Source organism: Paenibacillus sp. FSL H3-0457, from assembly GCF_037981725.1.
Taxonomy (GTDB): Bacteria; Bacillota; Bacilli; order Paenibacillales; family Paenibacillaceae; genus Paenibacillus; species Paenibacillus amylolyticus.
The window spans coordinates 4,752,852-4,774,679 of sequence record NZ_CP150283.1 but is presented as its reverse complement, the minus strand read 5'-3'; the positions used below and the strand labels follow the sequence as shown (position 1 = coordinate 4,774,679).

Annotated in this window: 20 protein-coding genes and 1 other RNA gene; 18 read left to right on the top strand and 3 right to left on the bottom strand. The window is 46.5% G+C overall.

What is annotated here, in order from left to right; all coding sequences use genetic code 11:
* The first annotated feature begins 35 nt into the window (after positions 1-35).
* The 5 genes from dnaG (at position 36) to rnpB (ending at position 5,565) form a co-directional block, all read left to right on the top strand.
* A complete protein-coding gene (gene dnaG / locus MHH25_RS21220; RefSeq protein WP_036615029.1) occupies positions 36-1,856 on the top strand; it encodes a DNA primase in 1,821 nt (606 codons plus the stop codon).
* Between the two features lie 43 nt (positions 1,857-1,899).
* Positions 1,900-3,039, top strand: a complete 1,140-nt coding sequence (gene rpoD, locus MHH25_RS21215; RefSeq protein ID WP_017687256.1) for an RNA polymerase sigma factor RpoD — start codon at positions 1,900-1,902, stop codon at positions 3,037-3,039.
* Between the two features lie 184 nt (positions 3,040-3,223).
* Positions 3,224-3,982, top strand: a complete 759-nt coding sequence (locus MHH25_RS21210) for a class I SAM-dependent methyltransferase (protein WP_036615026.1) — start codon at positions 3,224-3,226, stop codon at positions 3,980-3,982.
* A complete protein-coding gene (locus tag MHH25_RS21205) occupies positions 3,958-5,073 on the top strand; it encodes a Nif3-like dinuclear metal center hexameric protein (protein WP_036615024.1) in 1,116 nt (371 codons plus the stop codon). Before MHH25_RS21210 ends, MHH25_RS21205 begins: the two co-directional genes overlap by 25 nt.
* Before the next feature lie 82 nt (positions 5,074-5,155).
* Positions 5,156-5,565, top strand: an RNA gene (gene rnpB, locus MHH25_RS21200) — RNase P RNA component class A.
* Between the two features lie 257 nt (positions 5,566-5,822).
* On the opposite strand, the gene MHH25_RS21195 is transcribed toward rnpB, so the two are convergent.
* Positions 5,823-7,052 carry a PLP-dependent aminotransferase family protein gene (locus tag MHH25_RS21195; protein WP_036615022.1) on the bottom strand — a complete coding sequence of 410 codons (1,230 nt, stop codon included), beginning with the start codon at positions 7,050-7,052 and terminating at the stop codon, positions 5,823-5,825.
* 107 nt (positions 7,053-7,159) lie between these two features.
* On the opposite strand from MHH25_RS21195, the gene MHH25_RS21190 reads away from it, so the two are divergent.
* On the top strand, positions 7,160-8,680 hold the full coding sequence (locus MHH25_RS21190) for a PLP-dependent aminotransferase family protein (RefSeq protein ID WP_036615019.1): 1,521 nt from the start codon (positions 7,160-7,162) through the stop codon (positions 8,678-8,680).
* A gap of 86 nt (positions 8,681-8,766) precedes the next feature.
* Complete coding sequence (locus tag MHH25_RS21185) at positions 8,767-9,024, top strand: hypothetical protein (protein ID WP_036615016.1); 258 nt, start codon at positions 8,767-8,769, stop codon at positions 9,022-9,024.
* 102 nt (positions 9,025-9,126) lie between these two features.
* Here the strand turns inward: MHH25_RS21185 and MHH25_RS21180 are convergent, their stop codons facing one another.
* Entirely contained in the window at positions 9,127-11,001 is a 1,875-nt protein-coding gene (locus MHH25_RS21180) for a S8 family peptidase (protein WP_036615013.1), read from the bottom strand.
* A 283-nt stretch (positions 11,002-11,284) separates the two neighbouring features.
* Here MHH25_RS21180 and MHH25_RS21175 point away from each other — a divergent pair, with 283 nt between their 5' ends.
* The 8 genes from MHH25_RS21175 (at position 11,285) to thiI (ending at position 17,439) form a co-directional block, all read left to right on the top strand.
* Positions 11,285-11,791: a YpuI family protein gene (locus MHH25_RS21175; RefSeq protein WP_017687263.1), complete on the top strand. Its 507-nt coding sequence runs from the start codon at positions 11,285-11,287 to the stop codon at positions 11,789-11,791.
* 165 nt (positions 11,792-11,956) lie between these two features.
* Positions 11,957-12,175, top strand: coding sequence for a DUF1540 domain-containing protein (locus tag MHH25_RS21170; RefSeq protein WP_074095869.1), 219 nt, complete (start codon positions 11,957-11,959; stop codon positions 12,173-12,175).
* Positions 12,176-12,282: 107 nt separating this feature from the next.
* On the top strand, positions 12,283-12,624 hold the full coding sequence (locus tag MHH25_RS21165; protein ID WP_235193989.1) for a hypothetical protein: 342 nt from the start codon (positions 12,283-12,285) through the stop codon (positions 12,622-12,624).
* Between the two features lie 127 nt (positions 12,625-12,751).
* Positions 12,752-13,072 (top strand): transposase, encoded by a 321-nt coding sequence (locus MHH25_RS21160; protein WP_340017971.1) that lies wholly within the window; start codon positions 12,752-12,754, stop codon positions 13,070-13,072.
* Positions 13,069-13,932 carry an IS3 family transposase gene (locus tag MHH25_RS21155; RefSeq protein WP_340020531.1) on the top strand — a complete coding sequence of 288 codons (864 nt, stop codon included), beginning with the start codon at positions 13,069-13,071 and terminating at the stop codon, positions 13,930-13,932. The genes MHH25_RS21160 and MHH25_RS21155 overlap by 4 nt, the downstream gene beginning before the upstream one ends.
* 186 nt (positions 13,933-14,118) lie before the next feature.
* Positions 14,119-14,871 (top strand): lytic transglycosylase domain-containing protein, encoded by a 753-nt coding sequence (locus MHH25_RS21150; protein WP_340017970.1) that lies wholly within the window; start codon positions 14,119-14,121, stop codon positions 14,869-14,871.
* A gap of 172 nt (positions 14,872-15,043) precedes the next feature.
* Positions 15,044-16,192, top strand: a complete 1,149-nt coding sequence (locus MHH25_RS21145; protein WP_340017969.1) for a cysteine desulfurase family protein — start codon at positions 15,044-15,046, stop codon at positions 16,190-16,192.
* 5 nt (positions 16,193-16,197) lie between these two features.
* Positions 16,198-17,439, top strand: a complete 1,242-nt coding sequence (gene thiI, locus MHH25_RS21140) for a tRNA uracil 4-sulfurtransferase ThiI (protein ID WP_339191515.1) — start codon at positions 16,198-16,200, stop codon at positions 17,437-17,439.
* Between the two features lie 122 nt (positions 17,440-17,561).
* Here the strand turns inward: thiI and MHH25_RS21135 are convergent, their stop codons facing one another.
* Positions 17,562-18,272, bottom strand: a complete 711-nt coding sequence (locus MHH25_RS21135) for a TerC family protein (RefSeq protein WP_036674816.1) — start codon at positions 18,270-18,272, stop codon at positions 17,562-17,564.
* An 87-nt stretch (positions 18,273-18,359) separates the two neighbouring features.
* On the opposite strand from MHH25_RS21135, the gene MHH25_RS21130 reads away from it, so the two are divergent.
* From MHH25_RS21130 to typA, 3 genes are all read left to right on the top strand, one after another.
* The gene (locus MHH25_RS21130) at positions 18,360-19,019 is read left to right on the top strand and encodes a TerC family protein (protein WP_047843767.1); all 660 of its coding nucleotides are present in this window, start codon (positions 18,360-18,362) and stop codon (positions 19,017-19,019) included.
* 291 nt (positions 19,020-19,310) lie between these two features.
* Complete coding sequence (locus MHH25_RS21125) at positions 19,311-19,805, top strand: hypothetical protein (protein ID WP_100527044.1); 495 nt, start codon at positions 19,311-19,313, stop codon at positions 19,803-19,805.
* Between the two features lie 177 nt (positions 19,806-19,982).
* Positions 19,983-21,827 (top strand): translational GTPase TypA, encoded by a 1,845-nt coding sequence (gene typA / locus MHH25_RS21120; protein WP_036674819.1) that lies wholly within the window; start codon positions 19,983-19,985, stop codon positions 21,825-21,827.
* Position 21,828: the final 1 nt, after the last annotated feature.

The following is a 21,828-nucleotide window of genomic DNA, read 5'->3' as shown; positions in this document are numbered from 1 at the left end:
ATATTTACGTGTTGAAGAGATGAAGGTGGCCAGAGATGAGTACCGGACAAGGCGGTATACCCGAAAGTATTATTGAATCGGTGTTACAGCAGAATGATATTGTCGATACGGTGAGCCGATTTGTGCATCTGACCAAACAGGGGAAGTATATGAAAGGCCTCTGTCCTTTTCATTCCGAGAAGACGCCTTCGTTCACCGTTACACCTGAGAAACAAATTTTCTACTGCTACGGTTGCGGCACGGGTGGAAATGCCATCAAATTCAGGATGGAAATCGAAGGGTTATCCTTTCCCGAGGCTGTCAAAACGATGGCGGAAGAAAGTCACATCTCTATGGGGGACTGGCAAGGGCGTGAATCTGCTCATGTGAATCCGGAGACGGAACGTCTGTTGGAAGCTTATGAGCTTACCGCGAAGCTGTATCATTTTTTGTTGAAAAATACAGAGCACGGCAAGTCAGCCATGGAGTATTTACGCTCAAGAGGTTTTGGCGACAAGTTGATTGACCAGTTCCAGATTGGTTTCGCACCAAATCGTTGGGACACACTGGTACAATTTCTTGAGAAACGTAACTATCCACTCGAAGAGATGGAAAAGGGTGGACTTCTGTCACCCCGAAATGAAGGTCAGGGATATGTTGATCGATTCCGAGACCGGATTATGTTCCCGATTAATGGCAGGAGCGGCAAGCCGATTGCATTTGCAGGACGCATATTGGGAGATGGGCAACCGAAGTATCTAAATTCACCGGAAACCCGGTTATTTAACAAAAGCCGTGTTCTCTATAATCTGCATCATGCCAAAAATGCAATTCGCAAACAAAGACAAGCCATTTTGTTCGAGGGATATGGTGATGTCATCTCCGCATGGGACCAGGATATCCAGAATGGTGTAGCGGCAATGGGCACGGCGTTAACCGAGAATCAGGCACTGATGCTCAAAGGGATGTGCGACGAAGTCATCATATGTTATGACGGCGACAGAGCAGGACAGGCTGCTGCACTCAAAAACTTCCCTATTCTTGAGGAAGCTGGATTGCAGGTCAAAGTGGCTCTCATTCCCGAGGGACTTGACCCGGATGATTTTATCCGGAAGCATGGTGGTGAACGGTTCCGAAACCAGATTGTGGACGGTGCCGTGACAACTACAAAATTTAAACTTATAAACTTAAAAAAAAGCCATATACTGCTAGAGGGTGGCGGACAAATCGCCTATTCGAAAGAAGCAGTAAAGTTGATTGCACCCTTACCTTCTCCAACAGAAAGGGAAGTGTATCTTCGTGAACTGGCTGCAGAAGTGGACGTATCGTTCGAAACATTGAAGCAGGAGTGTAATGAAGAACGGGAGGCGATGAAAAATAACCTCCAGTTTGGGGATAATAACCCGAAAAGGTGGAATAATGGTAGGCAACAAAATAGGCAGGTGCCTACACCCAATCTGTTGCCGGCTTATCACGCTGCCGAACGCAAACTGATTGCCTGGATGTTGCAGGATGATGAGGCTGCCCAGTACGTGAATGAGCATCTTGGTGAAGCTTTTAACTTGGATGATCATGCAGCTATTGCTGCTTATCTATATGCCTACTATGCGCAAGGCAAACCGTCGGATACAAGCCGTTTTATGTCTTCACTGCATGACGATCGCCTGGAAAAGACGGTTAGTTCAATCTCGATGATGGATGGTCCAGGTGAATGGAGTATTCAAATGCTCGATGATTGCATCAGGGAAGTGCTGAAGCATCCGCGTAAGAAAGAGTACGATTTGAAAAAAGAAGAAATGATTGCTGCAGAGCGGGCAGGTGATTCTGTACGCGCGGCACAGATTGCAATTGAAATGATTGCCCTAGAGAGACAGTGAACGTCTGATGATTAGATGTTTCTAGGGAGGAGGGAGTCGAATTATGGCGAATGATCAGCATACTGAACTAGAAACAGAATTGACACTGGATCAGGTTAAAGATCAATTGATTGAATCAGGTAAGAAAAGAGCTTCGCTGAATTACAAGGAAATTATAGAGAAACTCTCTCCTTTTGAGCAGGATGCAGAGCAAATGGATGAGTTCTATGAGCAACTGAGCGATCTGGGTATCGATGTAGTGAATGAAAATAATGAAGAGGTTACACTTCGTCCTAGTGAAGATTCCGAGAACAACACCAGAGAGGGAGAGGACGAATTCCACTTTGATGATGATCTGAGCTTGCCGCCAGGTATCAAAATCAATGACCCTGTCCGTATGTACCTCAAGGAAATTGGTCGTGTGCCACTGTTGTCGGCAGATGATGAAGTACAACTGGCTAAACGGATTGAGAACGGGGATGAAGAAGCCAAGCGTCGTCTGGCTGAAGCTAACTTACGACTCGTTGTCAGTATCGCCAAGCGTTACGTTGGACGTGGAATGTTGTTCCTTGATTTGATTCAGGAAGGTAATATGGGTCTGATCAAAGCGGTTGAGAAGTTCGACCACAAAAAAGGATACAAGTTCAGTACGTATGCAACATGGTGGATTCGCCAAGCGATCACTCGTGCTATTGCTGACCAGGCGCGTACAATTCGTATCCCTGTGCACATGGTGGAGACGATTAATAAGCTGATCCGGGTATCCCGTCAGCTGTTGCAGGAACTTGGGCGTGAACCGACACCAGAAGAAATCGCTGCTGAGATGGATCTGAGTGTAGAGAAAGTTCGTGAAATTACGAAGATTGCACAGGAACCGGTTTCTCTGGAAACACCGATTGGTGAGGAAGATGATTCCCATCTGGGTGACTTCATTGAGGATCAGGAAGCACTTGCTCCGGCGGATGCTGCTGCGTATGAGTTGCTGAAAGAACAGCTCGAAGATGTATTGGATACATTGACTGAACGTGAAGAGAACGTGCTTCGTCTACGTTTTGGTCTGGACGATGGACGGACGAGAACGCTGGAGGAAGTCGGCAAGGTATTTGGTGTTACGCGTGAGCGTATTCGTCAGATCGAAGCTAAGGCTCTTCGTAAGTTGCGTCACCCGAGTCGTAGTAAACGACTCAAGGATTTCCTCGAATAATCGAACTATGGGAGACTTTCCGCAAGACGCTTTAGCGGCGGCGGGGTCTCCTTTATTTTTAATTTAAACGTCTTGATTTCTTGGTTTTGGAAATTCATCCTTGAAATGTTTTATTGGATTTTATTTTATCGCTTTTCCTTGTTCAATGCAAATCAATAAATTAAATGAATGGTGTAGGTGCTTCATGAAACTTTCGAATCGATTACAGCGAATACATGATCAAATTCCCGATGGCAGCCGCATGGCTGATATCGGTTCAGACCACGCGTTGCTGCCAGTAGCCGCAATCCGCAGTGGGAAAGCTGCAAGTGCAGTAGCCGGGGAAGTCAATCCTGGCCCTTATGATGCTGCATGCAAACAAGTCAGTGATGCTGGCCTGAAAGAAAAAATCACGGTGCGTCGTGGAGACGGTCTTGATGTGATCTCTGCGGGTGAAGTGGATGTCATCACCATTGCAGGTATGGGCGGTGCCTTGATTGCTTCTATTTTGGACAGAGGTTTATCCAAACTGGAAGGAGTCCAGTTACTTATTTTGCAACCAAATGTGGGTGAGGATATCCTCAGACGCTGGTTACTGGAGCATCACTGGGTGGTTGTAGCAGAACAGTTGCTCGAAGAAGATGGCAAGATTTATGAGATTATAACGGCGATGCCACAATCTGTAAGCCCGATTGCCAATGTAGAGGTGTATCGTGCACGTCCGCTTCAAGGCGGGGCAGAATTGACGGAAGATTTGCTGCTACGGATGGGGCCTTATTTGGTTGATCGACCAACGGATGTATTTTTTGCCAAATGGGAAAGTGAGATCGTCAAACTGCAAGGGGTTGTTAACTCCATCTCCAAATCCGATCAGGATTCTTCCCGGGACAAGGCGGCTGAGGTAGAGCGTCTTATCGCAAACTTGAAGGAGGTTTTGGCATGTTTGCCAAAGGTCAAACTGTAATTCAACTGATGGAGCAACTCGCTCCAAAACATCTGGCTGTACCGGATGACCGCATTGGTCTCCAGCTCGGCAGTTTGCAAAAAGAAATCCGTCACGTGTTAGTAGCTTTGGATGTGACGGATGAAGTGGTGGACGAAGCGATTCGCATTGGAGCCAACCTGATTATCGCTCATCACGCCATCATTTTCCGTCCGGTTAAGTCACTGAGTACAGATACACCTATGGGTAAATTGTATGAAAAGCTGATTAAGCATGATATTGCTGTCTATATCAGTCATACAAACCTGGATGTGGCCGAGGGTGGTATGAATGACTGGATGGCCGAGGCACTTGGCATCGAGAGTAAAGAATCGCTGGAAGATGTACACACAGATCATCTGTACAAGCTGGCTGTCTTTGTGCCTCGTACCCATCATGAACAGGTTCTTCAGGCCATTCTGGAAGCCGGAGCGGGGAGTATCGGTCAATACAACAAGTGCAGCTTTAACACGGAAGGTACAGGAACATTTGTACCTGGTGAAGGGACTCAACCGTTTATCGGTACCCAAGGGCAGATGGAACGTGTGGAAGAAATGCGTATTGAGACCATCGTACCCCAAAGTCTGAGAAGTAAGGTCGTTCAGGCGATGCTTAAGGCTCATCCGTATGAGGAAGTGGCCTATGACCTCTATGCAATGGATTTAAAGGGCCGTACGCTCGGTCTGGGACGCTTGGGACCCCTTAGGGATCCTAAGACATTAGGTGAGCTAGTGGAGGTCGTGAAGACCCAATTCAATGTGCCTCATGTGCGGGTAGTAGGAGATCTGAACAAGCAGATCAAAAAAGCAGCGGTTCTTGGCGGCTCTGGCAGCCGTTACGCGCTGACTGCCCGCTTCAAAGGTGCGGATGTTATTGTGACCGGAGATATTGATTATCACACGGCTCATGATGCGTTAATGGCAGGTATGTGTATCATCGACCCGGGACATAATTCCGAGAAGATTATGAAACCAAAAACAGCGGATTGGCTTCGTTCCCGTTTGGAAGAAAAACGATATGATACGCAAGTTACGGCTTCTGAGGTAAATACGGAAGTATTCCAGTTTATCTAAAAAGACCGTTGCTGTGCAGCTCCCAGTAATATTAAGCTTGTCTGGGAACCTAAATGCCTGTATACTATGTAATGTTGTTCGGAAAGCTTGACAGACAATCGCTGGTGGCCTTCGTTGCCACGAGAGGAAAGTCCGGGCTCCACAGGGCAGGATGCTGGATAACGTCCAGTCAGCGCGAGTTGAAGGATAGTGCCACAGAAATGGACCGCCGATGGCCGGATTTTCCGGCACAGGCAAGGATGGAACCGAGGTGTAAGAGACCCCGAGGAACGCTGGTGACTTCGTTCCTGGTAAACCCCATCTGGAGCAAGACCTAATGGGACACAGCCGCCTCTTCGGAGGAGGCAACCTTAGCCCGAGGTGTGTCTAGGTTGGTCGCTTGAGCTGTGCAGCAATGTATGGCCTAGATAGATGATTGTCGCTTCTGGTGGGAGGGTAGTTCCCGTATGAACCACGAAGAGCACAGAACCCGGCTTACGGTAAGCTTTCCTAACTGCAACAACAACACTATTGCAACACAATGTAGTCCACCTATCAGTCGAGGACAACTCGTATGAATCATCCGATGGCCTGACTGATCAGAAGGACCCATGAACATCTAAAAAAACATAACTCCTGTTGATAACAGGTTCTATAAAAATAAGGCGGCAGTTCCGAGATTCTCGGGCCTGCCGCCTTATTTTTGTTTCTCATATCAAGTTATTAACCTTCATACGCTAATGGAATAGTCAAACGTTTATGACAGTTCATTACAGTGTAACAACACTGTCCGATGTTAAGGAAGCATGCCAACGTTGGATGGCGCGATCCATTCTTTCCACGGCTTCCGGAAGGAGCTCAGGGTCCGTATGAGTAAAGTTGATCCGCATGCGGTTTAACTCTGGTGTGCCTGCATAGAAGGAATCACCAGGGACAATGCACACTTTCTCCTGGATACCATAAGTGAACAGATTGCTTGCAAGCATGCCTTCAGGCAATTGCAGCCACAAGAACATGCCACCTTGAGGTGAATTCCACGAGATACCTTCCCAAGCCTTGGCTGCCATAAGAGTAGTCAGTGTTTTCATGCGTTGTTCGTAATCCTCTGAAATATGGCGGATATGCGCATCCAGATCGAAAGATTCAAGTAGTGCATGAAGCGCTCTTTGGTCAATGCTGCTGGAGTGCAAGTCAGCACCTTGTTTGGCTCGTGCTGCCATTTTTACAATATCGGGGGCAGCCAGTATCCAGCCCGTACGAAGGCCAGGTGCTACCGTTTTGGAGAATGTACTGGTGTAGATAACGTTGGAAGGGCCGTCATAGGATACTGCATCCAGTTCTGCGAGAGCAGGGACATCCAATTGCTCCGGATTAAACCGAATTTCACCATAGGGATCATCTTCCAGAATGAGTACACCATACTTGCGGCACAGATCCACAGCCTGCTGTCTTCTTTCTCGCGACCATACTTTTCCCGTAGGATTGGAGAACGTGGGATTAATATAGACAAGTTTTGGACGATGCAACTGGAGCTGTTCCTCCAGAGATTCAGGCAACATGCCGTGATCATCACAGGCTACGCCGTGAGATTCAGCCTGATAGGAATGAATGACTTGCAGAGCAGCGAGGTAGGTTGGTGATTCAACCAATACGCGGTCACCTGGGTCGAGAAGGATGCGGCAAACCAAGTCAATGGATTGCTGTGAACCCGTAGTGAGAAGCATGTGATCGGGTGAAGCGGGAATGCCCTTGGATTCAAGACGTTCGGCGATTTTGGCGCGAAGAGGACGGTAACCCTCAGTCTCCGCATATTGAAGAGCGGCTGCTCCGCTCATAAATACTTTTTCATATGCAACGCGTATGGCTTCCAGCGGGAATGAAGTCTGGGCTGGTAATCCACCGGCTAGTGAGATCATTCCAGGTGCCTGAGCGGCCTGGAGCATGTCGCGAACGACAGAGGACGGGGTGTTTTGTGCCATTTTGGACCAAGGGATACTCATGTTATTCTCATCTCCTGTTATTCACTGTTATACTGATATTATAAACTATAATAGACGGACTGCACTATAACAGTAAAATGAAGATCATAACAGTTGGGGGAGCACATATGCATATTGAATTAAAGCGGGGAAGCAGTACCAAATTGTACGTGCAGATTGCGCTAACGATTGCCGATCGCATCAGATCAGGACTCATTGAACCCGGAACCCGACTTCCTTCTGTTCGCAAAATGACCGCGGATTTGGGTGTCAGCCTGGTCACTGTATCCAAAGCGTATGCTGAACTTGAAGCGATTCAATTGATCACCTGCTCCCAGGGGAAAGGTTGTTATGTGAGAGGTACATTGAACGTGGATCAGATGGAGGATGTGGACCGAACGCAACGAAACAATGCCAACAGTGAATCCAGTACGTCATGGAATTGGCAGATGGCACTGGTGGATTATTTACCGCGAGCCCAGCTCTGGAGACATTTTGATACGTCACCTCAAGTGCGGTATGAACTTCATATGTCAGCGATTCAGCCTGAACTGTTGCCTACACGAGAGATTATCGACAGCGCCTACCGACTCTCCTCTGATCATACAGAGCGTATGGCAGCTTACGGATCTTTTCAGGGGGATCGGGAGCTTAGACAGATCTTGGCCGAACACTTTGCCGAGCGTGGACTACAGGCTGCACCTGAACGCATGTTAATTACAAGTGGTGCTCAGCAGGGGATCGATCTTGTGGCACGAACTTTTGTCGGACCTGGGGATGTTGTATACATGGAGGCACCAAGCTATACCGGAGCCATTGATGTATTTACGAGTAGAGGCGCGAAGATCATTACGGTCCCGATGGATGACGAAGGCATGCGTATTGATCTGTTGACCCGATTATGTGATACCTATCCACCCAAGCTGATCTATACGATCCCGACCTATCACAATCCAACAGGTATCACGATGAGCGCAAGAAGACGAGCACAACTTCTTAATCTCGCGCAAAGCTACCACTGCCTCATTCTGGAGGACGATCCGTTTGCAGATCTTTATTTTCGGGACCCTCCCCCGGCTTCCATTAAATCGATGGATGGGACAGGTCATGTCGTATATATCAAAAGCTTCAGCAAGGTGTTGTCTCCCGGTTGCCGTATAGCCTGCGCCATCGCAGACGGAAGTGTATTGACCCGGCTTGTGGCCGCGAAATCTACGGCGGATCTGGGGAGTCCGCTGCTTACACAAAAGGCACTGCAATCTTTCATTCAGAATCAGTACGGTGCCTATGTATCCCGATTGAGGGATGAATTGTATTCTCGCTTGTGTGCAGCATCTGAAGTGCTGGAAGAGCATGCTACTATGGGCATGCAATGGCGCTTGCCAGAGGGAGGACTCAATCTGTGGCTCCAACTTCCGAGTAACTTGGATATGCGTGAGTTGCATCATCAGTCACTTGCTGCAGGGGTCTCTTTCCTCCCCGGTTCCGCCTGTTATGTAGGGGAGATGGATACACCAAGTCTGCGTATCTGCTTCACGGTAACAAACGTTGAGCTTTTGTGTGAAGGACTTCGTGTACTGTGCCAAGTCATTGATAGAGTAACACCTGGGCAGGGTGGGACAGTGGCGGACAGGCTACCGCTCATATAATTTTTCGGACTATGGACATACATCCAATCCACTTTCGATCTGTTGCAATAGGTTATAGTATCACCAGAAAGGGAGTTGGTTTTGAAATGAACCATTACTGTCCACCGCTTTGCCCGATTGTCTGTGACCCGATCCAGGTTGTTGAGGATTATTACATCCCACAAATCGTGCCTGTAATCCACCCGATTGAAGTGATCAAAAAACATCACTGTGTTCCGATTCATCACCACATGTATCCTGTTGTTGTCAAAGAAGAAGATCCTTGTTATGTATCCAGCCATAATCCGAAGAAAAAATCCGTGAAAAAATCAAGCAAAGCCCGCACAACTTCTCGCAAACGCTAATCGCAGCGGGTGCCCCGGGGAATTGGATATAAACCAAAAAGAGCAGCGTACGCCCCGGGGCGCAGCTGCTTTTGTATTTTTTACAGATTATCCTCATTACGCTTACTGAGTATACTTTTTCATCGTATTATCCATTTGTTGTCTGACATGTTGCGGCCAGAACTGCAAAGGAGCGCTGTTGCCTGATGCGGCTTGCAGTGCCTTATAGACATCGATTTGACCATAGCCGAAATATTTATCGTGACCCGGATCACCGAGGTCAATAACACTTTGGCGCATCAAATCCATCACTTCCGTGTTGGTCAAATCCGGGTTCAACGAACGAATCAAACCTGCAAGTGCGGCTACATGAGGGCTAGCCATGGACGTTCCAGACAAGGCTGCATACTGATTGTTTGGATAGGTACTGGCGATACTGGACCCCGGAGCCATCACATCCACATAGTCCCCGTAGTTGGAATAGGAAGCTTTGCTCATATCCGGGTCCGTAGCAGATACGGCAAATACTTCCGGATAAGCAGCAGGGTATCCTGGACGCTCGGTATTATCGTTCCCCGTAGCTGCAATCAGGACGATATCCCGGTCAAAAGCGTATTTAATGGCATCATGAAGAAATTGCGCATCAGCATAATTGCCTAGACTCATGTTGATAACTTTGGCTCCATGATCGGCTGCCCAGATGATGCCTTCGGCAACGGCATATGTGGTACCAGAACCTGAGTTGTCGAGTACTTTAACCGGGAGTACCTTGTTATACCAGCTCATGCCTGCCACGCCTTCGTTATTGTTGACAATAGCGCCGATAATGCCTGCGACGTGTGTTCCATGTCCCACATCATCCATCGGTTGGCTTCCCGGCTCGACCACATTATAACCCTCAAGGAGCTTGCCCTTCAGGTCAGGATGATTCATATCAACCCCCGTATCAACTACTGCTACGATGACATCTTTGTTTCCCTTGGTAATATTCCAACCTCTGTTTGTCTCAATCGCAGGCAGGTTCCACTGATAATCGGAGAACAAAATGTCATTGGGTATCGTTACATCTGTTTGTTCAGTTACAGTATCATTGGTTAAATACATATAGTGGGGCTCCATATAGAGTGGATTCCATTTGCTATCGAAATAACTATGCAATTGTTTGTAACTCATGTGTTCTGACCGAAAAACATACGTGTATCCCAGCTTGCGCGCAGATTGCGCTCTCAGATCGGATTTAATGATACGCATATCCCGTTCACCGGGATCTTGGCGAAAACGGATGACGATTTCATTTTCATAAAAATGACTGGCATTTGCATTATCATGTCCAGTTTTTACTGTGATTTCGTTAAGCGTATCCGGGTGAACAGACTCAATTTTGAATTTACCCTCACGCGGATAAGGGATCATGCGCAGATTTTTGCGCTGATGTTGTTCAACAGCATTTAATACGTTCTGACTGAACAAGGCAATTACAGCTCTTTTGCCATCTTTGGAGGGTTGCCCCATAACAAAGTATTTTTCTTTTCCCAAAGGAAAAGAAGAGGATTCAAAACTTTGACGTTTGTTTACCGCTTTTTTGGCAAGGTTGAGCGAATGTTGAAGCTTCTGTTGTTCCAACTTGCTTCCTTGTGTGGAGGCGTGATCAAAGGGCTTGTTAAATGAGCCATTGGTATTCATCAGATGAATGGATCTGATATGTTCATGTGAACTTTGGAGATCATTCACATATCGGCTAACCTGAGCAGCATTCATTGTGGCGGTTTTCTCCAGCATGATACTGAGATGTTGCTTGGCATCCATACGGGTCAGAAGATCGGTTGCTTTGACATCCTGCACTTTCAGACGATGCTTACTCGTGTGCTCCTCATGAGCAGAGTCAGACAGGGCACCTGGCTTAGGTTCGGGACGATTGGATGTTGGAAGCAGGAGCGTCAGAGCGAGTGCTCCTGCACCAGCTGCAAGGGCCCAGTTAATCCATTTCGGTCTGGACATGGTGGATGGAACCTCCTTCGTTCATTTTGAACAATCATTAACAGTGCTTCGTCGTTGTCACTGGTTATATCTATCGTTAGAAAAAGCGGATATTTTTATGCAGGCGGGTTCGAGTCTAACTGCGTATAATAGGCATGTTTAACGGCAGAAGCGGAAAGCATGATTAAGGGATACCGCTCGTCATCTTTTTATGGTAGGATTATAGCTGAGAATTCAAAGGTCAGGGGAAAACCACCGTTGGCCGACCTATATGTAAGGACTTATTTAAGGGGGAGCTACCTTTATGTCAGCAGCCAATGTACAGAAAACATGTGAGTCAACTAGGGAAAAGTTAAAACCGGCTATCGATCGGATTGAAAATTTTTTGAATGAGAATGCTTTGCCTGAACTGGATCAGAATCAGACGGAAGAATCAACAGCCTTCTACAAAGGATTTCTTTCAGATCTCCGTCATTTGCTCGTTTTTTCTGAAGTTTCTTACGAAAAACTTGGCGTTGTGCTGCGTCGTGCCAACTTTGATGTCGATTTTGCCGAAAAGGCTCTTTATAATACGTATCACCAATGCGTAAACAGCTTTTTCTATCCCAAAAATGAATGTTATTCCGAAGACGGAAGATACGCTTACACAGGACAAGATGCCATTCGTTTCCGTGACAAGCCAATCCGTGCAGTACGGGATGTCATTCTTGAGGTTTCCAAAACGTACGAAGAATTGCGCGATGATCTGGCATATTATGAAAGTGATTACCTGACTCAGCGCCGTATGCAAAATCAACGGAATCACGCCTAATTAACGTTTAAACCTGAATATGAAATTGGACGAAACCGCCCTTGTGGCGGTTTTTTTGTGTTTTTAGTGAGAATCAGACGAGGTGTGATCATGTCATCATCTGGCATTTTGACGGGGAATATCAGGTTTGTGGCGGGGAGACAATAGTAGTCGAGGTGATAAAAAATGAGCCAAGACAAACCAATTGTCAAATGCAGCGTCTCCAACTGCAACTTTTGGGGAGAGAACAACTTCTGCCACGCTGATGCCATCATGATTGACATCGACCAACATGCCACCCGTCGTCTGCATGAGGAATTTGCCGGTGAGACATTTGACTCCGATCACCATGATCATGCACGCACATCCTCTGCAACATGCTGTCACACGTTCAAACCCAAGTGAGCAGTCATCCCTATTCATAACGGAGGTGCTTCCCAATGAAAAATGACGATAATAAGTTTAATTTGCAGGATCGCCCTAAAATCAATGTTGACGGTGAAAAACAGCGTATGCGCGTCGATTATCCCAGAAAAGCACATCGGGAAGAATACGGGGCAGAGGTCGCTCCTCCGACTGTCGTAAGAACTGGAGGTACCGAACGGGCAGAGCCTGTACCTGAGAAGCATGAGGCAGACCGGGTCATGGAATCAACAGGCAAGGTCGCGGGTTACATGGGACTTGCCTTCGGGATCGCGTCTTTGTTCATGTGGTCAATCGTACTTGGACCGGCCGCAGCCGTACTGGGTTACTATGCCTATGTGAATGGTCGTAAGACAGCGGGAGCCTGGTCCATTGGACTGGGTGTTGTAGCTACGCTGAGTTATTTCTTCATGATTCCATTCGCTCGCTAACGTGTAAAATGATTCATTCAAAAGCCTTCTGTTCTCACCCAAATGGTATTATCCCCTCTAAGTAGACACTTGAAAAAACCTTCATGTTATCATGAGGGTTCAAGTGACACTTGGAGGGGATATTTTTATGGCCAAAAAAGGACAAACATTTCAAACGTATACCGAAGAATTTAAATTGAATGCTGTTAGATCCTATGTCGAAGGTTCTTCAAGTTACAAAGTGGTCGCTGATCGCGAAGGAATTCGAAACTGTTCACAACTGAAGGTTTGGGTAAAAAAATGGAAAAACGGGGAAGCGTTCGATGAGCGAAAAAACAATGTTCCAAATCCACTGAAAGGACGGCCTCGTACTGCTTTTAGCAGTGTAGAAGAAGAACGGGACTACCTTCAAGCACAGGTAGATTATTTAAAAAAGCGGTATCCAAATCTAGTAAAGGAGAAGCACTGAGCCAACGGGAGAACTACGATATCATAGACGAATTGCGTTGCTCGCATGGCATTACACGCCTATTATCGATTACAGGAATACCCCGTTCCAGTTACTACAAATGGCGAGCAACACAGCCACAGCGAGACGCAAGACAAGACCGTGAGCGTGAGATCAAAGAGCACATGATGGCTATTCATTTTGCAAATCGAGAGTTTGGTTATCCTCGCATGACAACGGCGCTCTGGGAGTCTGGTCTGAACGTTAATCACAAGAAAGTATGGCGAATCATGCGGGAACTATCGATCCAATCGGTAATTCGCAAGAAGCGGAAGAAGTCCAGCTATACGCCATCTGTGATTTATCCGAATCGCCTAAAGCGCAAATTTCATGCCACAGCACCTCAGCAAAAAATGGTGACGGATATAACTTATATTTCGGATGGAAACACATTCGTTTACCTGTCTGTGATTCAAGACTTGTTCAACAACGAAATTGTCGCTTGGCAATTATCTAAACGGAACGATGTTCAGCTCGTATTGGATACAGTGGAACAATGGACACAAAAAAGAGACGTTTCGGAAGCCGTGCTCCATTCGGATCAGGGCTTCCAATACACGTCTCAGGTGTACAACTCACGATTAGAAGCATTCGGCGTCAAAGGCAGCCACTCTCGCAAAGCAACCTGCCTGGATAACGCATGCATCGAATCTTTCTTTTCGCATCTCAAAACAGAGAAGCTGTACCTTATCCAGTGTAATTCAGAAGCCGAGATTCGACAAGCCGTGGAAGATTACGTGTACAATTACAACTACCGACGCTTTCAATCCAAACTCAAACAGCGCGCACCGATTGAATATCGATGCGCGCTGGCAGCATAGCTTTTTTCATCTGTCTACTTGACAGGGGTATGACCAAAATGCGGTGAACTACAGAAGGTTTTTTTCGTATATGTGCAGGTTATGTGGAGAGATTCATATATTTTTTTGAAAACAATGGAACCTTGCTGTAAAACGATGTAGAATAAGGTCATAATACGCTTAATTATACGGGAGTGGGTATAACTCATGCAGATTGATCCAAGCGGATCGCGGCAGTTGTTGGAACTGCAATTGTCCAATGTGAATAACCAAACCAGTGGATCACAATCCGATGCTGGTTCAACAGTGGATTTCGCCAATGTGATGGACGGGCTGTTAGGTACGGGTGCCAATTCGACAAGCAATACAGATTCCACCGCTACGGTCTCCAAAAGATCCAGTGATGGTCTGTTGTGGCTGCAACTCGGAAGCACGTACAATCCAGATATAAATACGGCAGGATCGTCCTCTGTCTCCAATAACATCGTTGAGTCTTTATTATCTTCATCCAATACAGGAGTCGTGGATTCCGGTGCATCTGTACCTACGGATTATGAATCTTTGATTGCCGAGGCAAGTGTCAAATACGGTGTTCCTGAATCATTGATCAAGGCCGTCATTGACACAGAGTCCAATTTTAACCCAAATGTCGTGTCCTCCGCCGGTGCCAAGGGGCTTATGCAATTAATGGATGGCACGGCTGCAGGGCTGGGTGTGAGTAATTCATTTGATCCTGCCCAAAACATTGATGCGGGTACGAAGTATCTTTCCCTTCAGCTCCAGCGTTTCGGTGGAGAAGTGAAGATGGCACTTGCTGCATATAATGCAGGACCAGGGCGTGTTTCACGTCTGGGCGTGTCGAGTGATAGCGAACTGATGAGTGTACTTAACCGTTTGCCTTCAGAAACACAGAATTATATCTCCAAGGTGGAGAAGGCACAGTCGAAATATGTGATCTAAACTCACAGATAGACAGTTGTGAAAACACATGGTAGGCAGGATGAGATCAAATGTGGGAGCAGAAGCGCTTGAAACGCCTGTTCCCGGTTGGTCTTTTTGTGTTGTATGGGTATCGTGTTACAATGCTCACTGTAGGTTCAAGAACGAAGAGATAAGGGAGGTCTAACCTCATTTGAAATATTTTGATTATGCTGCAACCACACCTCCCCATCCTGATGTGATTCGTACGATGGCCGAAATTATGGAGACACAATTCGGTAATCCGTCCTCCATCCATGGGTATGGAGAGCGTGCCGATCAGTTGCTGCGTCGTGCTCGATCTGGATGTGCTGCGGCAATCGGCGTTAAGCCAGAAGAGATTGTATTTACTTCCGGTGCGACAGAGAGTAATAATCTTGCGATAAAAGGTGCGGCATTACGTTATCAGTCACGAGGCAGACACATCATCACAACAGCTACCGAGCATGCCTCTGTGTACGAAAGTGTTATGCAATTGCAGCAGTGGGGATGGGAAGTGACATTAGTTCCCGTGAATTCCGATGGAGAGGTCAACGCTCAGCAGGTTGTAGACGCGATCAGGCCCGACACGGTGCTTGTAAGTCTGATGCATGTAAACAATGAAACAGGAGCCATCCATCCGATTGCAGAAATCGGCAAACAGCTCAAAAAGAAAGCACCACGGGTGCTTTTCCATGTGGATGGTGTTCAGGGTTTTGGGAAAATGGAGGCGACACCTGCCGCTTGGGGTGCAGATCTGTACAGTCTGTCTGCTCACAAGATTCGTGGACCGAAGGGAGCAGGTCTCCTTTATGTTCGAAGTGGAGTAGAGCTTACCCCACTATTGTCAGGAGGATCACAGGAGCAAGGCCTAAGAGCAGGCACAGAAAACGTGGCCTTGCTGGTAGGCATGGCAAAGGCTATGCGAATGGCAGCAGAAGATCAGGTTGATTTTGCCCGGCGTACAACGGTGCTCCGTGATCGATTAATGGAAACGATACGTGCCATTCCTGAATTTGAATTGAACAGTCGCCCAGAGGGTGCACCTCATATTGTACACTTCTCCTATCCCGGGATGAAGGCAGAAGTGGCGCTGCACACCTTGGAGCAACTTGGCGTAACCATATCGACCCAATCTGCCTGTTCTTCGCGTTCGGCTGAACCGAGTCGGGCTCTACTTGCGATGGGCAGAGATGCAGCTTGTGCTGTTGGCGGATTGCGTATTAGTCTTGGAGATGAACATACAGAAGAAGATGTAGCCTTGCTTGAACAGGCTTTACATCAGATGGTGGTGCAGTTGCGGCCCCTCGAAAGGCGGATGTAATGGATATGAAATATGATATGCTGCTTCTCCGTTTCGGAGAGTTTATGTTAAAAGGGAAAAATCGTGCCCGATTTGAGAAAACGATCATTACACAGGTGAAAGCTTTGCTTAAACCTTATCCAGGAGCGAGCCTTCGCAAAGAATATGGCCGTGTCTATGTGGATCTTGGCGGTGAATCACATACTGAACTGATTAAGGTGCTGAAGCGGGTATTTGGTGTGATGTCGATTAGTCCGGTTAAAGTTACTCCATCCGAGCTTGATGAGATTGTGAAAACAGCAGTTGCGTTTATGGACGAAAGGCAAGACGAATTCAAGGAAGGCACCACATTCAAGGTAAATGTAAGGCGGGTATGGAAGGAGTTCCCGAACTCTTCCCATGAAATGAACCATTTGGTCGGTTCCCCGATCCTTCGGAAGTTTCAGCAATTAAGTGTTGATGTTCGTCAACCTGATATTGAACTGCGAGTGGAAATTCGGGATCAGGGTACCTATATTTTCAACGAAACCATTCCGGCAGTAGGCGGCTTTCCACTGGGCACGAATGGCAAAGCAATGGTACTGCTATCAGGTGGAATAGACAGCCCGGTGGCAGCCTGGTCTTCCATGCGCCGTGGACTTGAAGTGGAATGTGTACATTTTTACAGTTACCCGTTCACAAGCGAGCGCGCCAAAGAGAAAGTCATTGATTTGGCACGTGCCCTTGCTGATCATGCAGGAACAATCAAGCTGCATCTGGTTCCATTTACAGAGATTCAAACGGCATTTACTCAACTGGGTCAGGATAATCTGATTATTACGCTGATGCGACGCTCAATGCTGCGAATTGCATCCAAACTTGCCGAGCGTGAGCGGGCATTAGCACTGATCACCGGGGATAGCCTGGGCCAAGTAGCGAGTCAGACTCTTCCGAGTATGAATGTCATTGGTCGTGCGACGGATCTGCCACTGTTGCGACCACTGGTTATGATGGATAAACAGGAGATCATTACCCTGTCCAAACAGATCGGAACGTATGACATTTCTATTTTGCCATATGAGGATTGCTGTACTCTCTTTGTGCCAAAGTCACCTTCAACCAATCCAAATCTTCGAATTGTGGATAAAATAGAATCAACAATGAGCCATCTGTCAGAATGGGTGGATCAGGCGGTGGAACAAACTGAAACGATCACCCTGCATGCCGGTGAAACTTCTGTGGTAACGAATCCGACAGGCGACAATGGCATGAAGGATGATTGGTTCTAAACTCAATAAAAATTAGCATGGCTGACATAATAAGGGCTATGTTAACTGCAAAAAAGGACTGTCCGATGAAATATCGTTCAGTCCTTTGCTGTATTCAGGTGAAATTGTTAGTTTAAATTAGCCTACGAATAGGAGCGTTGCTGTTCCCCACCAGATCCCTTGTGGCTGGAACTGCTGGAGCGTTTGCGATAACCTGCAAAGACTACACCTGCAATAACCACAACGATAAAGAGAATGCGCAATGCCGGATGTTCCGTAAAGTAAGGCAAGAGTCGCTGTTCCTCAGTGATCATATTGGAAGCCGTATACCCGAGAACAATGGCTCCGACATAGATAATCCAAGGAAAGTGATTAATTAGCTTGATAAACAGGGTACTGCCCCAGACGATAATAGGTACACTAATCAGGAGTCCAAGGATGACAAGCACGAGATGCTGCTGCGCTGCTCCAGCAACTGCAATCACGTTATCTAATCCCATGGCTGCATCCGCAATCACGATGGTACGAATAGCGGTCCACAAGGAAGTTCCCGCCTGGACATTATTGTGTTCATCTCCCTGATCCGCCAATAATTTATAGGCAATCCAGATCAGAAGTATGCCTCCCACAAGCAAGAGCCACGGAACTTTAAGCAACCATAAAACAACAACTGTTGCTAGAATTCGAATCAAAAGTGCGCCGCCAGTTCCATATAGAATCGCCTTTTTCTGCACGGAAGGGTGCAAATTTCGAGCTGCGAGACCAATGACGATGGCATTATCCCCAGCCAGAATTAGATCAATAAAGACAACGTTCAGCAAAGCCAGCCAGAATGTGGGACTAAATAGCTCCATGATATATGTCACTCCTTATATACGGTTCAATCATTAAGAATAGCATGGACAACTCCGACATACAAGTTAATGTGGGGGGATGAGGACATGGATACACTATGGCTGTTAACTGAAATTTTAATGATCAATCTGGTATTAAGTGGAGATAATGCGGTTGTTATTGCGCTTGCCAGCAAGGATCTGCCACCAATACAACGCAAAAAAGCGGTATGGTGGGGAGCTTTTGGCGCGGTGCTGCTGCGTTGTGTGTTAACCTTTGTAGCGGTATTATTGCTGGGGATTCCCTTTATCCAAGCGGCAGGTGGGCTGTTGCTACTCTGGATTGCAGTAAAGCTGCTGCTTCAAAATGAGGATGAAGTACATATTCGAGAAGCTTCTACGACCTGGAAAGCCATTCAAACCATTCTGATTGCCGATTTTGTAATGAGCTTGGATAATGTTTTGGCCATAGCGGCTTTGGCAGATGGAGATTTGGCTCTGATCGTCATTGGTATTGCAATCAGTATCCCCATCGTCGTATGGGGGAGCGGCTTAATTGTTGGTTTGTTGAAGCGATTTCCGATTCTTGTATTCGTCGGATCAGGCATCCTGGCCTTCACAGCAGGTGAGATGGTGATGAAAGACCCCAAGTTAGGAGAATGGCTGGGGGGTATGGCATCAGAGGTGCATACGCTGCTACCCGTAGCCATGGCTTGTCTTGTGGTTGCGATTGGAGGCGCACATAAATTTGTGCGGAAGAACGCATAGTTTAATTTTGGATAAAAGCTTGAACATATGACCGTCTGAACCGTCCGGTTTAGGCGGTTTTGTGGTGAGATAATACGCTTGTCAATACAACAATCATTGGACTAGTCATAAGTTGCACATTTTAGGGTAATACAGGTAAAGGACGCATGCAAAGTGCGACATAAAGTATAGTTTTTTGCCGAAACATCGGATACACTAGAAGCATGATTACAGGTTTGAATATCAACAGTCAGCATGGAATGCGTATCGTTTATGAAGAAATAAAGTACATAGCCATAGTATAAGAGGTGATTGAGGATGAGAAATGAAAAAGCGATTGGACTATTTATTGTAGCTGCGGGAATTATTATTCTGCTTGGCAAGTTTGGCGTGTTTGGATTTATTGGTCGTAATTTCTGGCCTTTGCTGATCCTGCTGCCAGGCATCGCCCTTCATGCGTTATATTATGCGCGTATTTCACCATCGTGGTCACTCGTTCCTGCCGGCATACTAACGGTGTATGGTGTTTTATTCAGTATAACGAATACATGGGGCGCTGGACTTATGAGCAGACTGTGGCCAGCATTCTTGCTAGGGATCGCCATAGGGTTACTCGAATATGGAATGGCTGAACGACGAAGACCGGAATATGTGTTACCTGTGGCTTTGATCCTTGGTGCGGTGTCGATCATATTATTCGGATTTACCTTGCTGCAAACGGGAATTATCTATGTACTTGCTGTCCTTTTGATCTTGGGCGGAGTCTGGTTATTACTTGGACGAGGACGTCAAGGGAGAGGCTGGTAACATTCCCAGTGGTCTTTTCGTGCGAAATATCTTGATTTTTACCTATAATAAACTATAATATAAGGGATATAGACATGCGTCGGGATATCACCGACGCTTATTTTGTGAGTAACCTGCGAAATTGCGGGAAGTTTAAGTAGATATGATTTGAAATTGGAAAGGATATGGATACAAAACATGCATTCAAGAGAACACATTCGCAATATTGCGATTATTGCCCACGTCGACCACGGAAAAACAACACTCGTTGACAAGTTGCTCCAGCAATCCGGTACTTACCGAGATCACGAAACGGTACAGGAGCGCGTAATGGACTCCAACGATTTGGAGCGTGAACGCGGTATTACGATTTTGGCCAAAAACACGGCTATAACTTATAAAGATTACTTGATTAATATTGTGGATACACCAGGACACGCCGACTTCGGTGGTGAAGTTGAACGTATCATGAAAATGGTTGACGGTGTATTGCTCGTTGTTGATGCTTATGAAGGCTGTATGCCACAAACGAAGTTTGTACTTCGTAAAGCACTCGAGCATAACCTGACACCAATCGTTGTTGTAAACAAAATTGACCGTCCAGCGGCTCGTCCGACTGAGGTTATTGATGAAGTATTGGACCTGTTCATTGAACTGGGTGCCAACGATCAACAACTCGAATTCCCTGTTGTATATGCTTCCGCATTGAACGGAACATCCAGCATGGATAATGATCCTGCCAAACAAGATGACAACATGATGGCGATCTACAATACCATCGTTAGTCATATCCCACACCCTACCGAAAATGTTGAAGAACCACTTCAATTCCTCGTTACTTTGATGGACTACAATGAATACCTTGGCCGTATTGCCATTGGTCGTGTTAACCGCGGTGTGATCCGTCAAGGACAATCGGTAACGGTTATTATGCGTGATGGTAAGAGCAAAACTGCACGTATCGAGAAACTGTTTGGTTTCCAAGGTCTCAAACGTATTGAGACGGAAGAAGCAGGAGCAGGCGACATCGTTGCCATTGCAGGGATCAAGGACATCAACATTGGTGAAACCATTGCCGACCCTAACAACCCGGAAGCTTTGCCAGTTCTGAAAATTGATGAGCCAACACTGCAAATGACGTTCCTCGTGAACAACAGTCCATTCGCAGGTCGTGAAGGTAAATGGGTAACTTCCCGTAAACTTCGTGAGCGTTTGTTCAAAGAGTTGGAAACAGACGTTTCCCTTCGTGTTGACGAAACGGATAGCCCGGATGCATTTATCGTTTCCGGACGTGGTGAGCTTCACTTGGGTATCCTGATTGAAAATATGCGTCGTGAAGGATATGAGCTTCAAGTATCCAAACCAGAAGTTATCGTAAGAGAAGTTGACGGTAAGAAAATGGAACCTGTTGAGCGCTTGTTGATTGATATCCCTGAAGAGAGCATGGGTTCCGTAATGGAGAGCCTGGGCGCACGTAAAGCAGAGATGGTTAACATGGTTAACACAGGTAGTGGTCAAGTTCGTCTGGAGTTCCTGATTCCAGCACGTGGTTTGATCGGATATAGCACCAACTTCCTGACATTGACTCGTGGTTACGGTGTAATGAACCATGCATTTGACAGCTACGCTCCAGTAGTATCCGGTCAAGTGGGTGGACGTCACCAAGGCGTGTTGATCTCAACTGAAACGGGTACATCTACGTTCTATGGCATGATGGGCGTTGAAGATCGCGGTACACTCTTCTTGGAGCCGGGTACTGAAATCTACGAAGGTATGATTGTTGGTGAACATACACGTGACAATGATATCGTTGTTAACATCTGCAAAGAAAAACAACTGACTAACGTTCGTTCTTCCGGTAAAGATGATACGGTTAAAATTAAAACTCCAATTATCTTCTCGTTGGAACAAGCGCTTGAATATCTGAATGAAGATGAATATTGTGAGATTACACCAAAATCTATTCGTCTTCGTAAAAAGATCCTGAATAAATCCGAGCGTGAGCGTGCAGAAAAACAACGCAAAATGGCTTCTAAAGCTTAAT

What these genes read in the sequence shown, in the direction of transcription:
- MHH25_RS21170 (WP_074095869.1), top strand. Translation starts at nt 11,957, where the DNA reads ATGAGCCAAGACAAACCAATTGTCAAATGCAGCGTCTCCAACTGCAAC.
- MHH25_RS21165 (WP_235193989.1), top strand. Translation starts at nt 12,283, where the DNA reads ATGCGCGTCGATTATCCCAGAAAAGCACATCGGGAAGAATACGGGGCA.
- MHH25_RS21205 (WP_036615024.1), top strand. Translation starts at nt 3,958, where the DNA reads ATGTTTGCCAAAGGTCAAACTGTAATTCAACTGATGGAGCAACTCGCT.
- MHH25_RS21160 (WP_340017971.1), top strand. Translation starts at nt 12,752, where the DNA reads ATGGCCAAAAAAGGACAAACATTTCAAACGTATACCGAAGAATTTAAA.
- thiI (WP_339191515.1), top strand. Translation starts at nt 16,198, where the DNA reads ATGAAATATGATATGCTGCTTCTCCGTTTCGGAGAGTTTATGTTAAAA.
- MHH25_RS21185 (WP_036615016.1), top strand. Translation starts at nt 8,767, where the DNA reads ATGAACCATTACTGTCCACCGCTTTGCCCGATTGTCTGTGACCCGATC.
- MHH25_RS21175 (WP_017687263.1), top strand. Translation starts at nt 11,285, where the DNA reads ATGTCAGCAGCCAATGTACAGAAAACATGTGAGTCAACTAGGGAAAAG.
- rpoD (WP_017687256.1), top strand. Translation starts at nt 1,900, where the DNA reads ATGGCGAATGATCAGCATACTGAACTAGAAACAGAATTGACACTGGAT.
- dnaG (WP_036615029.1), top strand. Translation starts at nt 36, where the DNA reads ATGAGTACCGGACAAGGCGGTATACCCGAAAGTATTATTGAATCGGTG.
- MHH25_RS21180 (WP_036615013.1), bottom strand. Translation starts at nt 11,001, where the DNA reads ATGTCCAGACCGAAATGGATTAACTGGGCCCTTGCAGCTGGTGCAGGA.
- MHH25_RS21135 (WP_036674816.1), bottom strand. Translation starts at nt 18,272, where the DNA reads ATGGAGCTATTTAGTCCCACATTCTGGCTGGCTTTGCTGAACGTTGTC.
- typA (WP_036674819.1), top strand. Translation starts at nt 19,983, where the DNA reads ATGCATTCAAGAGAACACATTCGCAATATTGCGATTATTGCCCACGTC.
- MHH25_RS21210 (WP_036615026.1), top strand. Translation starts at nt 3,224, where the DNA reads ATGAAACTTTCGAATCGATTACAGCGAATACATGATCAAATTCCCGAT.
- MHH25_RS21190 (WP_036615019.1), top strand. Translation starts at nt 7,160, where the DNA reads ATGCATATTGAATTAAAGCGGGGAAGCAGTACCAAATTGTACGTGCAG.
- MHH25_RS21150 (WP_340017970.1), top strand. Translation starts at nt 14,119, where the DNA reads ATGCAGATTGATCCAAGCGGATCGCGGCAGTTGTTGGAACTGCAATTG.
- MHH25_RS21195 (WP_036615022.1), bottom strand. Translation starts at nt 7,052, where the DNA reads ATGAGTATCCCTTGGTCCAAAATGGCACAAAACACCCCGTCCTCTGTC.
- MHH25_RS21130 (WP_047843767.1), top strand. Translation starts at nt 18,360, where the DNA reads ATGGATACACTATGGCTGTTAACTGAAATTTTAATGATCAATCTGGTA.